The 13,548-nt window shown below is 63.3% G+C and carries 12 protein-coding genes and 1 tRNA gene; 7 read left to right on the top strand and 6 right to left on the bottom strand.

What is annotated here, in order from left to right:
* On the top strand, positions 1 to 742 hold a 742-nt coding region (metK, locus tag ACLHHB_RS16715; RefSeq protein ID WP_410219411.1), incomplete at its 5' end, for a methionine adenosyltransferase.
* A 51-nt stretch (positions 743 to 793) separates the two neighbouring features.
* Here metK and ACLHHB_RS16710 read toward each other — a convergent pair.
* Positions 794 to 1,261: a type II toxin-antitoxin system RatA family toxin gene (locus ACLHHB_RS16710; RefSeq protein WP_410219410.1), complete on the bottom strand. Its 468-nt coding sequence runs from the start codon at positions 1,259 to 1,261 to the stop codon at positions 794 to 796.
* Between the two features lie 70 nt (positions 1,262 to 1,331).
* On the opposite strand from ACLHHB_RS16710, the gene ACLHHB_RS16705 reads away from it, so the two are divergent.
* Positions 1,332 to 1,517: a hypothetical protein gene (locus ACLHHB_RS16705; protein ID WP_410219409.1), complete on the top strand. Its 186-nt coding sequence runs from the start codon at positions 1,332 to 1,334 to the stop codon at positions 1,515 to 1,517.
* A gap of 142 nt (positions 1,518 to 1,659) precedes the next feature.
* Here ACLHHB_RS16705 and ACLHHB_RS16700 read toward each other — a convergent pair whose 3' ends face one another.
* Entirely contained in the window at positions 1,660 to 2,493 is an 834-nt protein-coding gene (locus ACLHHB_RS16700; RefSeq protein WP_410219408.1) for a neutral zinc metallopeptidase, read from the bottom strand.
* 167 nt (positions 2,494 to 2,660) lie between these two features.
* Here ACLHHB_RS16700 and ACLHHB_RS16695 point away from each other — a divergent pair, with 167 nt between their 5' ends.
* The 4 genes from ACLHHB_RS16695 to ACLHHB_RS16680 all read left to right on the top strand — a co-directional run bounded on the left by ACLHHB_RS16695 (position 2,661) and on the right by ACLHHB_RS16680 (position 7,727).
* Entirely contained in the window at positions 2,661 to 3,239 is a 579-nt protein-coding gene (locus tag ACLHHB_RS16695) for a YqaA family protein (protein WP_410219407.1), read from the top strand.
* On the top strand, positions 3,236 to 3,703 hold the full coding sequence (locus ACLHHB_RS16690) for a disulfide bond formation protein B (protein WP_410219406.1): 468 nt from the start codon (positions 3,236 to 3,238) through the stop codon (positions 3,701 to 3,703). The genes ACLHHB_RS16695 and ACLHHB_RS16690 overlap by 4 nt, the downstream gene beginning before the upstream one ends.
* A 181-nt stretch (positions 3,704 to 3,884) precedes the next feature.
* A complete protein-coding gene (gyrA, locus tag ACLHHB_RS16685) occupies positions 3,885 to 6,578 on the top strand; it encodes a DNA gyrase subunit A (RefSeq protein WP_410219412.1) in 2,694 nt (897 codons plus the stop codon).
* A 60-nt stretch (positions 6,579 to 6,638) separates the two neighbouring features.
* Positions 6,639 to 7,727 (top strand): AI-2E family transporter, encoded by a 1,089-nt coding sequence (locus tag ACLHHB_RS16680; protein WP_410219405.1) that lies wholly within the window; start codon positions 6,639 to 6,641, stop codon positions 7,725 to 7,727.
* Positions 7,728 to 7,764: 37 nt separating this feature from the next.
* Here the strand turns inward: ACLHHB_RS16680 and ACLHHB_RS16675 are convergent, their stop codons facing one another.
* The 4 genes from ACLHHB_RS16675 to ACLHHB_RS16660 form a co-directional block, all read right to left on the bottom strand.
* Entirely contained in the window at positions 7,765 to 10,230 is a 2,466-nt protein-coding gene (locus ACLHHB_RS16675; protein WP_410219404.1) for a DUF3772 domain-containing protein, read from the bottom strand.
* An 8-nt stretch (positions 10,231 to 10,238) separates the two neighbouring features.
* Positions 10,239 to 11,270: a cysteine synthase A gene (locus ACLHHB_RS16670; protein WP_410219403.1), complete on the bottom strand. Its 1,032-nt coding sequence runs from the start codon at positions 11,268 to 11,270 to the stop codon at positions 10,239 to 10,241.
* Between the two features lie 104 nt (positions 11,271 to 11,374).
* Positions 11,375 to 12,451: an NUDIX domain-containing protein gene (locus ACLHHB_RS16665; protein ID WP_410219402.1), complete on the bottom strand. Its 1,077-nt coding sequence runs from the start codon at positions 12,449 to 12,451 to the stop codon at positions 11,375 to 11,377.
* Entirely contained in the window at positions 12,448 to 13,347 is a 900-nt protein-coding gene (locus ACLHHB_RS16660; protein ID WP_410219401.1) for a hypothetical protein, read from the bottom strand. The genes ACLHHB_RS16665 and ACLHHB_RS16660 overlap by 4 nt, the downstream gene beginning before the upstream one ends.
* A gap of 111 nt (positions 13,348 to 13,458) precedes the next feature.
* Between ACLHHB_RS16660 and ACLHHB_RS16655 the strand changes: the two genes are divergently transcribed.
* Positions 13,459 to 13,548: transfer RNA gene (locus ACLHHB_RS16655), tRNA-Ser, on the top strand.

Below are 13,548 nucleotides of genomic sequence, written 5' to 3'. Positions count from 1 at the left end.
GGTCGAACGGCAGTCGAAGGTGCGACGCGACGGAACGCTGCCATGGCTGCGTCCTGATGCCAAGTCGCATATCACCCTGCGTTATGGTTCCGATGGCCGGCCCCAGGGTATCGACGCGGTTGTCCTTTCGACGCAGCACAATCCCGAAATCGCACTGGCCGACCTGAGAGAGGCGTTCATCGAAGAGATCATCAAGCAGGTCCTGCCTGCCGAATGGCTGTCGGAGAATACCAAGTTCTTCATCAATCCGACGGGCAAGTTCGTGATCGGAGGTCCGGTGGGCGATTGCGGACTGACGGGGCGCAAGATCATCGTCGACAGCTATGGCGGCATGGCGCGCCACGGCGGCGGTGCGTTCTCGGGCAAGGATCCGTCCAAGGTCGACCGTTCGGCCGCCTATGCAGGCCGCTGGGTGGCCAAGAACATCGTTGCGGCCGGACTCGCCAGCCGGTGCGAGATCCAAGTCAGCTATGCCATCGGCGTGGCGGAGCCCACTTCGATCAGCCTGAACTGCTTTGGGACTGAAACAGTGCCGGTGGAACGGATCGTCGATGTCGTGAGGGAGGTGTTCGACCTTCGGCCCTTTGCCATCATCAACGAATTGAACCTGCTGCACCCCATCTACAGGCCGACGGCCAGCTATGGCCATTTCGGGCGCGACCCCTACGCGCTGAACGGCGCCACGGCCTTCAGCTGGGAGCAGGTCGACAAGGCGGAAGCGTTGAAGGCAGCGCTGACCTGAACAAAAGCCGCCCTTCGGGGCGGCTTTTTCGTTTGACCGGCCAACACGGCTTCAGGTGGTGGAATAGAGCTTTCGGGCCCGATCCTCGAAGGCGCGGACGATGCGGGACATGGCCTCGTGAAAGACGACCCCGATCAGACGCTGCAGGATCATGTTCTTGAACTCGAAATCGACAAAGAATTCGACATGGCAACCACCCCCGGCTCGGTCGCAGAAGGTCCATCCGCTGCGCATGTAGCGGAAAGGCCCATCGAGATATTCGGTATCGATCTTGAGCCGACCCTGATCATCCTCGGGCCACAGAACGACACGGCTGCCAAAGCGCTCGCGAAAGACCTTGAAGCTGATGACCAGATCGGCCGCAATCTCCTCGGCTCCATCGCTGCGGGTCTCGCGGGAACGGATGCGGGCCGCGCTGTTCCATGGCAGGAACTGCGGATAGCTTTCGATGTCGGCCACCAGATCATACATCTGGCGCGCGCTGTACGGCAGGTTTCGACTGTCCTGGTGATGGGGCAAAGGCTGGCTCTTGAGTTTCGTCGCGGCGTCTGGTTCGATTCGCAACAGGACTTAACAGGCGAGGCGCGCGATGAACAACATGATCTGGCTGCTGCGTGCCGCGAAATGGGCGCGCCGGCCGCCCAGTGCCAGGATGGTCAAGCTGGTTCTGAGCATCGTTGCCGCGGGGCTGGTGCTGGTTGCCTTGGAAAAGCTGGGTTTGTGGCCTGACTGGGCGACCCTTGACAGCGGACGTGCACCAAGGGTTCCGCGATAAGGTTCAGCGCCTGTTCTGGCGGACCGGTACGAGGCGCGGCTTTGGCGCGCCAAGTTTCAGCGTAATTGCAAAGGCCGTCAGCAATCCAAGCAATGTCAGTATCGTGGTCATCTTGTTCTCCCATCGTCATTACAGAATTGGGTCACAGTTCGCCGCTTCCGAATGTGTCACATTGTCTCATGTCGCCCGAGTCGAAGCCGCGCATCAACCATTCCTGACGCTGAGCGGCCGATCCATGGGTGAAGCTGTCGGGAACGGGAGTCCGACCCGCATCGGCTTGGATCACATCGTCGCCCACAGCCTCTGCCGCACGCATCGCCTCTTCCAGATCACCAACGTCCAGCGTGCCGAAGCGTTCCTGCGCCTGCCGTGCCCAGATGCCAGCATAACAGTCAGCCTGCAGTTCGGTCGCCACGGACAGCTGGTTCGACTGCACCTCGGGCAGGTTTCCCCGCTCGCGGTTGACGGCCCCCAGGGTGCCGGTCAGGTTCTGGACGTGATGTCCCACTTCGTGCGCGATGACATAAGCCGCCGCAAAATCTCCGCCTGCCCCCATCCTGTCGGCCATCAGGTCGAAGAAGTCCGTATCCAGATAAACCCGCTGATCACCGGGACAGTAAAACGGCCCCATCGCTGCACTGGCGCCGCCACAGGCGGACTGCACGGCGCCGCGGAACAGGACCAGCGTCGGGTCCTGATATTCCATGCCTGCCTGATCGCGCAGAACAGGCTGCCAGACCTCCTCGGTATCGGCCAGCACGACCGACACGAACTCGCCCCATTGTTCGTCGCGCTCCGTCAGTTCGGTCGAGCCGACCTGCTGATCCATACCCTGCACGAGAGGTCTCACGTCGATGCCGAAGAAATACCCGACAGCCAGCACCACCAACGTGCCTGCAATGCCCAACCCGCCCGCAGCACCCATGCCGCGCCGATCCTCGACATTCCTGCTGCCCCGCCGTCCCTGCCATTTCATGCCTGATCCTCCGCCCGTTGCTCCGCCCGATCAGGCGTGGGCGGAAAACGTCGCCTGCGCCATTGCAGTTCCGCGCCGCTTCACAGGGACGCGATCTTTGGTCGCGGGACTTGACGCCAAGGGGCCGGCCGACGATGCAACAATGGAAGGACACAAGAGGGACCGCGATGCTGCGCAGGCTTTATGACTGGACCATGGGTCTGGCCGGACACAAACACGCCGACACATCGCTGTTCACGATCAGCTTTGTCGAAAGCTCGGTCTTTCCGATCCCCCCTGACGTCCTGATGATCCCGATGATCTTGGCGCAACGGGCACGGGCCTGGATCATCGCGCTGATCGCCACTGCCGGATCGGTTCTGGGCGCTCTCCTAGGTTACTGGATCGGCGCGGTGCTGATGGAATCCATCGGGCAATGGGTTCTGAGTGCCTATGGCAAGGAGGCGGCCTATCAGGAACTGACGCAGCAGTTCGCCGAATATGGCGGCTGGGCAGTGCTGATCGCGGCGCTGACCCCCTTCCCCTTCAAGGTCATCACCATCTTTTCCGGAGCAGTCGGGCTGTCACTGCCGCTGTTCATCCTCACGTCGATCGTGGGGCGTGCCGGGCGGTTCTTCGTGGTCGCGGCGCTTTTGTGGCGGTTCGGACCGCCAGTGAGGGACTTTATTGAAAAGCGGCTGGGGCTTGTCTTCACCGTCTTCATGGCCTGCCTGATCGGGGGCTTCGCCGCGGTGAGGTTCCTGTGACGGGCAGGACGCTTTCCCTTGCGGCGGGGATCGGATCGGCGTTGCTTCTGGCCGCTGCACTGGGCTTCCAGGCTGTTGGCTATGCCCCCTGCGAGCTCTGCATCCTGCAGCGCTGGCCGCATGTGGCGGCCATGGCCGTGGCCGCGCTGATCCTGGTGACCGGCCATGTCCGCGCTCTTGCCCTCTTGGGCATGCTGGCGGCGCTGACGGCGGCTGGCTTGGCGCTATATCATGTCGGTGTCGAGATGACATGGTGGCAGGGGCCCACCCATTGTTCGGGCGGGGTCGGCGATCTGACACGGCTGAGCGCGCAGGACCTGATGACGCGCCTGCAGGCGGCCCCGGTGGTTCGCTGTGACGAGGTTGCATGGCGCTTCCTTGGCGTCTCGATGGCTGGCTGGAACGCGATCCTGTCGGCCGGTCTGGCTGGACTGTGGGCGATCGCAGCCCGCAAGCGCGGCTGAGCGCCGAAAACGGTGGTTTTCCCGACCTTGGTGGCGGGGGTGCGATTGCCCCGCGCCGCCCTCTCGGCTATAGGTAATTCCAACTAGATGTTGAGGAATACCCGTGGCCGACACCCCAGAAGACGATCTGCCCGAAACCCCCGAGACCGGCGAGGAAGGTGGCGCCGGGACGCGCGTGGTCATGCATCACGACGGACCGCTGATCGACATCAGCGCCGAGATGCGGACCTCGTATCTTGACTATGCCATGTCGGTCATCGTCAGCCGCGCGATCCCCGATTTGCGTGACGGGCTGAAGCCGGTGCATCGGCGCATCCTTTATGCGATGGATGAAAGCGGAAACACCTCGGACAAGCCTTATCGCAAATCGGCACGTTCGGTCGGCGACGTGATGGGCAAGTACCATCCCCATGGCGACAGTGCGATCTATGATGCGCTGGTGCGGATGGCGCAGGATTTCTCGATGTCGCTGCCGCTGCTGGACGGACAAGGCAACTTCGGCAGCATGGACGGCGATCCGGCGGCGGCCATGCGCTATACCGAAGTGCGCATGGACAAGCCTGCCAACTTCCTGCTGATGGACATCGACAAGGACACGGTCGATTTCCAGGACAACTATGACGGCAAGGACCGTGAGCCGACCGTCCTGCCGGCGCGCTTTCCGAACATGCTGGTCAACGGCGCGGGCGGCATCGCCGTCGGCATGGCCACGAACATCCCGCCCCACAACCTGGGCGAGGTGATCGATGCCACGCTGGAACTGATCGCCGATCCCGACCTGCCGACCGAACGCCTGCTGGAGATCATTCCCGGCCCCGATTTTCCGACCGGCGCCACGATCCTTGGCCGGTCCGGTGCGCGCAAGGCTTATCTGGAAGGGCGCGGCAGCGTCATCATCCGCGCCAAGACCCATATCGAGGAACCGCGCAAGGATCGCTATGCCATTGTCGTGGACGAGATCCCTTATCAGGTCAACAAGTCCACGCTGATCGAACGCATCGCCGAACTGGCCAAGGAAAAGCGTGTCGAAGGCATTGCCACCGTTCAGGACGAATCCGACCGCCACGGTGTCCGCGTCGTCGTCGAGTTGAAGCGCGACGCCACGCCCGAGGTGGTCCTGAACCAGCTGTTCCGCTTTACCCAGCTGCAGACAACCTTTGGCTGCAACATGCTGGCGCTGAACGGCGGCAAGCCGGAACAATTGGCGCTGCGTGATTTCCTGACCTACTTCATCAGCTTCCGCGAAGAGGTCGTGGCCCGTCGCACGGCGTTCGAACTGCGGAAAGCACGTGAACGCAGCCATGTTCTGTGCGGTCTGGCCGTCGCGGTCAGCAACGTGGACGAGGTTGTTGCCACCATCCGCAGCAGCGCCGATGCAGCCGAGGCGCGCGAGCGACTGATGGAGCGTCGCTGGCCTGCCCATGACATCGTCGAGTACCTGCGTCTGATCGACGATCCGCTGCATCCCGTGAACGAGGATGGGACATACAACCTTTCGGAAATCCAGGCTCGCGCCATTCTGGACCTTCGCCTGCAGCGCTTGACCCAGATCGGTGTCAAGGAAGTCACGGATGAGCTGCAATCTCTGGCCGACAGCATCCGCGAATATCTCGCGATCCTTGCCTCGCGCGAGCGGATCATGGCCATCATCTCGGACGAGTTGAACGAGGTGAAGACGCTGTTCGCGGTGCCGCGCCGCACCGAGATCACCGACTGGTCCGGCGACATGATGGACGAGGACCTGATCGAGCGCGAGGACATGGTCGTGACCATCACCTCGGGCGGCTATCTCAAGCGCACGGCGCTGGCCGAGTTCCGGTCGCAGCGTCGCGGCGGCAAGGGCCTGTCGGGCATGGCCACCAAGGAAGATGACGTGGTCACCACCCTGTTCGTGGCCAACACGCATACCGAGTTGCTGTTCTTCACCACGGACGGGATGGTTTACCGCCTCAAGACATGGCGGCTGCCGATTGGCGGCCGGACCTCCAAGGGCAAGGCCATCGTCAACATCCTGCCGATCGATCCGGGCGTCAGCATTGCCGCCCTGATGCCCGTGGACGCGCCCGAGACCGAATGGGAAAACTACCAGGTCATCTTTGCCACCTCGGACGGGGATGTGCGTCGCAACGCGCTGTCCGATTTCGGCAGCGTCCGGTCCAATGGCAAGATCGCCATGAAGCTGCCCGAAGGCGTAAGCCTGATCGGCGTGCGCATGGCCACGACCGAGGATGACGTGATGCTGCTGACCGCCCAAGGCCGTGCCATCCGCTTTCCGACCACGGCAGTCCGCGTCTTCAAGGGCCGGGATTCGACAGGTGTCCGCGGCATCCGGTTGGCCGACGGCGACAGCGTCGTCAGCATGGCGGTCATCCGCCACTTCGAGGCCGATCCTTCCGAACGCGTCGCTTATCTCAAGATGCGCCGCGCCGTTGCGGGGGCGCTGGATGACGGGGCCGAGGCCGACGAGGATGAGGATGCCGCACCCGAGGGCAGCATCACGCAGGAACGCTATGTCGAGATGTCGGCAGCCGAGGACCTGATCCTGACGATCACGGCCAAGGGCGCAGGCAAGATCAGCTCCAGCCACGATTACCCGGTCCGCGGGCGCGGGGGCCAAGGCGTGATGGCCATGGACCGCGCGATGCGGGGCGGGCCACTCGTGGCCAGCTTCCCGGTGGAAACGGGCGACCAGATCATGCTGGCGACCTCCACCGGGCAGTCGATCCGGGTGCCGGTCGACGGCATCAGTTTCCGGTCGCGCAGCGCCGGCGGCGTAAAGGTCTTCAACACCACCAACGGTGAGGTGGTCGTTTCGGTCGCCCGCGTCGCGGAGCAGGGTGACGGAGATGTTCTGGGTGATGAGGTTCAGGACTGACATCATCAGCCCGGCCCCACCAAAGGGCCGGGTTTTTTCTTATCGAACTGAGGGCCGGGATTGGATCAGTCGAACGAATCGGTGCTGCGGGAGCGGCTGCAGACGGGGTTTCTGGGCATCATCGCGTTCTCGCTGCTGCTGTTCATGCTGGTTCAGGCCCGTTTCATCCTGATCTCTCTGGCCATTGCGATCATCCTGTTCTCGCTGACTTCCGACGCAATTCACGCGATCTCCAGCCGCCTGAGGGTCCCGAACTGGCTGGCGACGACACTGGCCCTGTTCGGCATCGCGCTCGGCCTTCTTTGGGTGTCGACAACGATCCTTGCCCAGGTGAACGAAATCGTCTTCCTGGCCATCACCTATGCCGAGCGTGCTCAAGCCGCCCTGCCCGACCTGACCTCGCGCCTCGGACCCGAGGCTCAAGAGCGGATCATGACCGCGCTGTCGAACTTCAACATCACCGGCTGGATCCGGTCGCTGGCGGGACAAGCCTCGGGCATCCTGTCAGGCAGCGTCCTGGTGATCCTGTTCGTGGGCTTCATGTTTGCCGAGCAGGTCTGGTTTCCGGTCAAGATCGAACGGCTGACCGGTGATCCGGTGCAGGCGCGGCAGGTCCGGCAGATCATCACCTCGATCATGCACCGGGTGAACCGTTACCTGGTGGTCAAGACCGGGGTCAGCGCCGTCACGTCCCTGCTGGTATGGGTGATCTTTCGGGCGGCGGGGCTGGAACTCGCGACCGCAGTGGCGATCCTGACCTTCATCCTGAACTTCATTCCTTCGGTGGGATCGATCATCGCGACCGTAATCGGGACGATACTGGTCTTTGTTCTGACCGGCGATCCGACCCTGACGTTGATCATCGGGATCCTGATCACGTTGGTTCAGTTCATCATCGGCAATATCCTGGATCCGATGCTCTTGGGCCAAACCCTCCGGTTGTCCAGCTTTGGCATCATCCTGTCCCTGGCCTTCTGGGGCGCTGTCTGGGGCGTGCCCGGCATGTTCCTGGCCGTGCCCATCATGGTGGCGCTGATGATCGTTTGCGCGCATATCCCGTGGCTGCGGCCGGTGGCGGTGATGCTTTCCCGCGAAGGTCTGCCTGACGATGGCAGCAGTGATCTGCCGCAGGATCAGATCGCCGCCTGACGGCAGGGGGGCCAAAGCCGCGCGCCCCATGCCAGTGCTAGCGATCGCTGCCTTCCGCCCCATCATCCGGCAGCCCCGGCGCTTCACCCAGTGCGTCACGGATCAACGGGGAATCGGGAGAGGTCGAAGCTCCGGAGGCAGCCTCTCTTACACGCGGCTGTTGGCCGGACAGGGTTTCCGGGTTGCGCAACCAGATGTCGCGCTGCGCGAACGGGATTTCGATCCCTTCATCGGCGAAGCGTGCGACCACGGAATGCAGCAGGTCCGACGTCACGCCCAGCCCGGTGCCCACATCAGCCAGAATGGCCCGGATCTCGAAGTCCAGAGAATCTGCCCCAAGGCCGCGGAACAGGATCGCGGGCGCCGGATCGATCGCCACCAGCGGATGATCCTCGGCGATCTCGCGCAGGATCCGCTCCACTTTGCGCGTGTCGCTGCCATAGGCGACGCCCACAGGGATGATGATCCGGCCGACCTTGTTGTGGCGGGTCCAGTTAATGACCGGCTGGCTGATCAGGTCGCTGTTGGGGACGATCACCTCGGTCTTGTCAAAGGTCTCTACCTGGGTCGACCGGACCGAGATCCGCTTGACGATCCCCTGCTGCCCGCCCGCGCTGATCCAGTCGCCGACACTGACCGGGCGCTCGATCAACAGGATGATGCCGCTGACAAAGTTCGACACGATGTTCTGCAGGCCGAAACCGATACCGACGGACAGCGCACCGGCGACGATGGCAAATGCGGACAGGTCGATCCCGGCCGAGGTGATGGCCAGCAGCGCGGCCACCACAATCCCCACATAGCCGATGCCTGACACGACAGCATTCTGCCCGCCCGCATCCAGCTTGGTCTTGGGCAGGATCGAGGTCCGCAACGCGCTCTGCACGCTGCGTGTCACGATATAACCGATGGCAAAGATCACGAGGAAGGTCAGGATCGCGCCCGGCGACAGGGTGACTCCGCCCAAGCTGATGCCGGTGCGGAACCGGATCCAGTATTCGCCCAGTTCTTCGCGAGTGGCGCCCCAGATGATCAGGAATACGGGAACCGACAGCAGCACCAGCGCAAGCCCCGTCAATAGCGGGGCCAATCCCTCGCGCGCGCCCTCTGCACCGCGCTGAAGCATGTTGAACAGGTCGGCGATGAAGTCCTGCAGCAGGATCAACAAGGCGATCAGCGCCAGCGACAGGATCCAAGGCCATGCGAACAGATTGCCCAGGTTCACATAGCCCGCCGCTGTCGCCAGCACCGCGATGAGGGCAACGATCCGGGTCAGCTCGCCGGCCCAGGTGACGATCCAGTGCCGATAGGACAGATCCTGCGTCACGGCATCGTGCCGCAGACGGCGCAGGATATTGCCAAGCCGGAACATGGCGAGGCCCGCCAGCACGATGAGAACAAGGTGCCAGACGCCCGCAGCTTCCTCCGAAAACTCGATGGGTACACGGCCCGCCTGTGCTTCTCCACGTTCATACAGTCCCGAAAGCGGCAGAACAGCGCGCGACAGGATGTGATGGACCGCCAGAAGCGCCGCCAGAGTGTTCACCATGCGGCCCGCAGAGACGCGCGCACCCTCTCCCATGTTCAGCGAGGTATAGGCGATCGGCTTGCGCGGAAACAGCGCCCGAGCCAGCCAGATGCCTCCGAAGAGGATCACCCCCGCCACGGGAAGCGCGTTCAGGAAAGGCGTGGTCCAAGGACCTGGAAGCTGCGTCGCTTGAATGGCGCTGATGGCCAAAAACAGGCCGAACATCGGGATCGCGATCTGGCCAAGCGACACGACAAAGGCCAGAACCGCCCGCGAATATTCCGAGGCTCGCGCCGACAGGCGCGACGGCAGGCTGTCGATCCAGCGCCGCCCGAAGCTCAGGAGAAGCACCGCGAGGATAAGATAGAAGGCGACCTGCGGCAGTTGGCCCCGAAGATCCTGCCAAACCTCAGGCGTGGCATTCTGGCCAGAGATTTCGTCGGCCACCCCTTGTGCAAGATCGATCCCGTCGCTGGCCGCCGCTGCCCAGCTTCCGGGCAGCAGGGGTGAAGGCGATTGCTTTGACAGTTCCAGCGCCTGCCGTTCACGGATGACCTCATCGATCTGCGAGATGATGGAGCTGGCACGGCTGGCAGCCTCGGTTGCGGCCAGTCGCGGCGCCTGCGCCGTCGACAGCTGCTGGTTCAGCTCGGCCCTCCGCGAGGCCAGTTCGGCATCTTCCGTTTCACCTTCGGCGGGCGCCGGCCCCAAGGAGTCAATCTGGTTGCGCAGGGTTGCGATGCGTTCGGCATTCACGTTCTGGGCTGCCTGCAGCCTGTCGCGCCATTGGACGATCCGTTCGCGGGTGGTTCCCAGCTCCTCGGTTGTTGTCTGGGAATTGCTGGTCAGGGCCTCGGCGCGCTCGGCCACGACCTCCCAAGTTCGGTAGTTCGGGGTTTCGATCTGCTGCGCCACCCCCGGAAGGGCGGCCAGCGTCAGACAGACCAGCAAGAGGCTGGCAAGGATATGGCGCATGACGTGCATCAGTCCTTGAAGACTTCCGGCAGAGCAGGTGCGGGTTTGGTCAGCCATTCGGGCACGGGCAAACCCTTGGCCCGAAGAAACTCGGGGTTGAACAGCTTGGTCTGATAGCGTGTGCCGTAGTCGCACAGAATCGTCACGATCGTGTGGCCCGGACCCATCTCCCGTGCCATCCGGATCGCACCGGCAACGTTGATGCCGGACGATCCGCCCAGGCACAATCCTTCGTCCTTGAGCAGGTCGAAGACGATCGGCAAAGCTTCGGCATCCGAAATCCGCCAGCTGTAATCAGGCTTCAACCCTTCCAGATTGGCGGTGATGCGCCCCTGCCCGATCCCTTCGGTGATCGAACTGCCCGGGCTGTCGAACTCTCCGGTGGTATACAAGGAACGCAGCGCGGCGCCCTCGGGATCGGCCAACCCGATACGGACGCCCTTGGGCTGGAGGACATCGGCCACGCCGGCCAAGGTGCCGCCCGACCCCACGGCGCAGACGAAGCCGTCCACCTTGCCGCCGGTCTGCTCCCATATCTCGGGGCCCGTGGTTTCGAAATGGGCCTGGCGATTGGCCGTGTTGTCGAACTGGTTGGCCCAGATGGCGCCGTTCGGCTCGGTCTGCGCCAAGGCTTCTGCCAGGCGCCCGGAGTAGCGCACATAGTTGTTCGGGTTCTTGTAGGGCGCAGCAGGAACCTCGACCAGCGTGGCGCCGGCCAAGCGGAGCATGTCCTTCTTTTCCTGGCTCTGCGTTTCAGGGATGACGATCACCGACTTGAAGCCCATCGATGCACCGACCAAGGCCAGCCCGATCCCCGTATTGCCGGCCGTACCCTCGACAATGGTGCCGCCCGGGCGCAATGCGCCCCGCGCCACGGCGTCCTTGATGATGTAAAGGGCCGCACGATCCTTGACCGACTGGCCGGGATTCATGAACTCGGCCTTGCCAAGGATTTCGCAGCCGGTTTCCTCACTGGCGCGATTGAGGCGGATCAACGGCGTTTTGCCGATCGCGTCGGCCAGGTCAGTACAAATTCGCATGGCGATCGACCTTCTTTCGGGATGTGTCATGGGTCCCGGTTACCTACACATTCGGGCGCTCGGGGGGCAACCCCACCCGGTGGTCCACAGCTGTCCGAACGGGGCTAGGCTTGCTCTGGTTCCTTCCGCAGCCGCGCTGCACGGCTGTCCAGCCACAACGAAAGCGCGATCAGCGGTGCATCGGTCAGTTGTCCCTGATCGACCATGCGCGACAGGGCCGCGCGGTCCAGCAGATGGCCGCGGATGTCCTCGGCCTCGCCATCAAGGCCGTGAATGCCTGCAACGTCATCGGGCAGATCCACAATGCCGATGAAGTGATAGATGAACTCGCAAACGGCGCCGGGGCTTGGATAGGCCTGAAAGCAGGGAATCAACCTGCGGATCTCCAGCGCGGCCTCTTCCCGTGCTTCGCGCAGGATCGCGGCCTCGACGTCCTCTCCTGCATCGACGCGCCCGGCAATGGGCTCGAGCAGCCAAGGTTGCGGATCGCCACGCAAGAATGCGGCAAAGCGAAATTGCTCGACGACCAGCACACGGTCACGAACCGGATCCCAAGGCAGAAGAACAACCGCATCCCCCATCAGGAACGCCTCGCGCCTCGCAGGCCGGCTGACCCCGCCCGCGTGGAGCGGATAGGTCAGCCGCTGTTCCTCCACCCCAAAGAAGCCCAGGAACGGCTGATGTCTGTCCAGAATCGTCACGCTGTCGCGCGTCCTTCGAGCGACGACGTCCCCGCCCGAAGGCGGCATCGCCTGCGCCCGCAGCCGGCTGGCGGCCCAGACACCCGTCATCGGCAGCCGCGCCGCGCCGTCCGAGGCAGCGATGCCGCCGGGTGCCGCCAGGATCTGCCGCGCGATTTCGGCGGCCAAGGCGTCCCGAGCGTCATCGACCTGCCATGCCGGGCCTTCTCCCTTGAACGAAACACCCATGACCGTAGCACCTTCGTGCAGGACCGGATGCAGGCCCATCACAGAGGCATAGCGCTGCAGTGCCGCGTTCGCCTCCACTTTCATGCCTTGCAGCCGGGCATCGCCCTCGACCAGCCGGGGCCAGTCGTCCCGATCAATGCCTGCACGCTTGCCACCCCGAAGTTCACCCCGCAGGACGACAGCATCGCCTTGCAGATCCAGCGCAGCCATCAACTGCGGCCCGCAAAGGGGACCGATCAGGACCACGCTCACAATCTGCGCCCTTGCAACCGAAGAGCAGCAGCAAGACCCATGTCATAGGATGTTCGGGCAAAAACGCGATCGAATGCGCCGTACAATATCTGGGCCAAGATCTTGCCCGCGGGCGACGTGGCAAAGGCGATATAATCTTCCATCTCGGTATCCGTCAGCGGCGAATAAGCCAGCATCAGGAAGCCCTGAAGCCAATTCGTTGCATCGGCTTCGATCTGCTCCTGCTGCGCCCAGGCTTCCGCCATCATCTGCTGCTCGGTCAGGGGCATGTCAAAGCCTCCCCCCTCGGCAAAGCCCCGCGAAAAAGCGACCGATGCGTTCAGGCCGCTGGCGACGTTCGGGGCCACCAGGTCGGCACCGTCGATCAGGCGCAGGATCTGCTCGGCTCGCGGATTGCCGTCCGCTCTGGCACGCGCAAAGTCCTCGGTGGCCGAAGCTTCGACCTCTTCCTGCAGCAATGCACGGCGAGCCGAGGTTTCCAACCCAACCATCCGCCGCCCAAGTTCCGTTTCATAAAATTCCAATCCCTCAGCCAAGAGCTGGCCGTCCACGCGCGCCAAGGCCGCAGATGCACCGTCCCGGAATAGTGCCTCGAGGCGTGCATCATGGTGAATCTGCGCCACCACCTCGGGCCAGGAGCGACCGTTGCCCTGAATCAGGCCCTCGGCCTGGAGCCGGGCAGCCTCGTTCACAGCCTCCTGCCGGAGAATGGGCATCATGGTCTGCATATCCAGAACCTGCCACAGGCGCTGCACAGGCTCATCAGGTTCAACCGTCGCCTGAGCCTGAACCCAAGGCGCCGTTGTCAAAGGCGTACCGGGCGCCTCCACATCGGGCGCAAAGGTCAGCATGCAGGGCAGGACCAAGATCCCTACAAGTCCCGAAACCGACAACATTGACCCGCCCTCTCGTTGGAATAATTCAACCTTGCGCTTTTTTTGCGGGAAACCCCCTTGCGCTTCAACCCCTACCCCTCTAAATCCCCGCCTCACCACACCAGAAAGCGCGGAGAGGTGCCGGAGTGGTCGAACGGGGCGGTCTCGAAAACCGTTGAGCCTGCAAGGGTTCCGTGGGTTCGAATCCCACCCTCTCCGCCA

Origin of the sequence: Paracoccus sp. (in: a-proteobacteria) (genome assembly GCF_046462195.1) — a bacterium.
Lineage (GTDB): Bacteria > Pseudomonadota > Alphaproteobacteria > Rhodobacterales > Rhodobacteraceae > Paracoccus.
The sequence above is the reverse complement of the archived record's forward strand: the minus strand, read 5'-3'. Positions and strand labels throughout refer to the sequence as shown.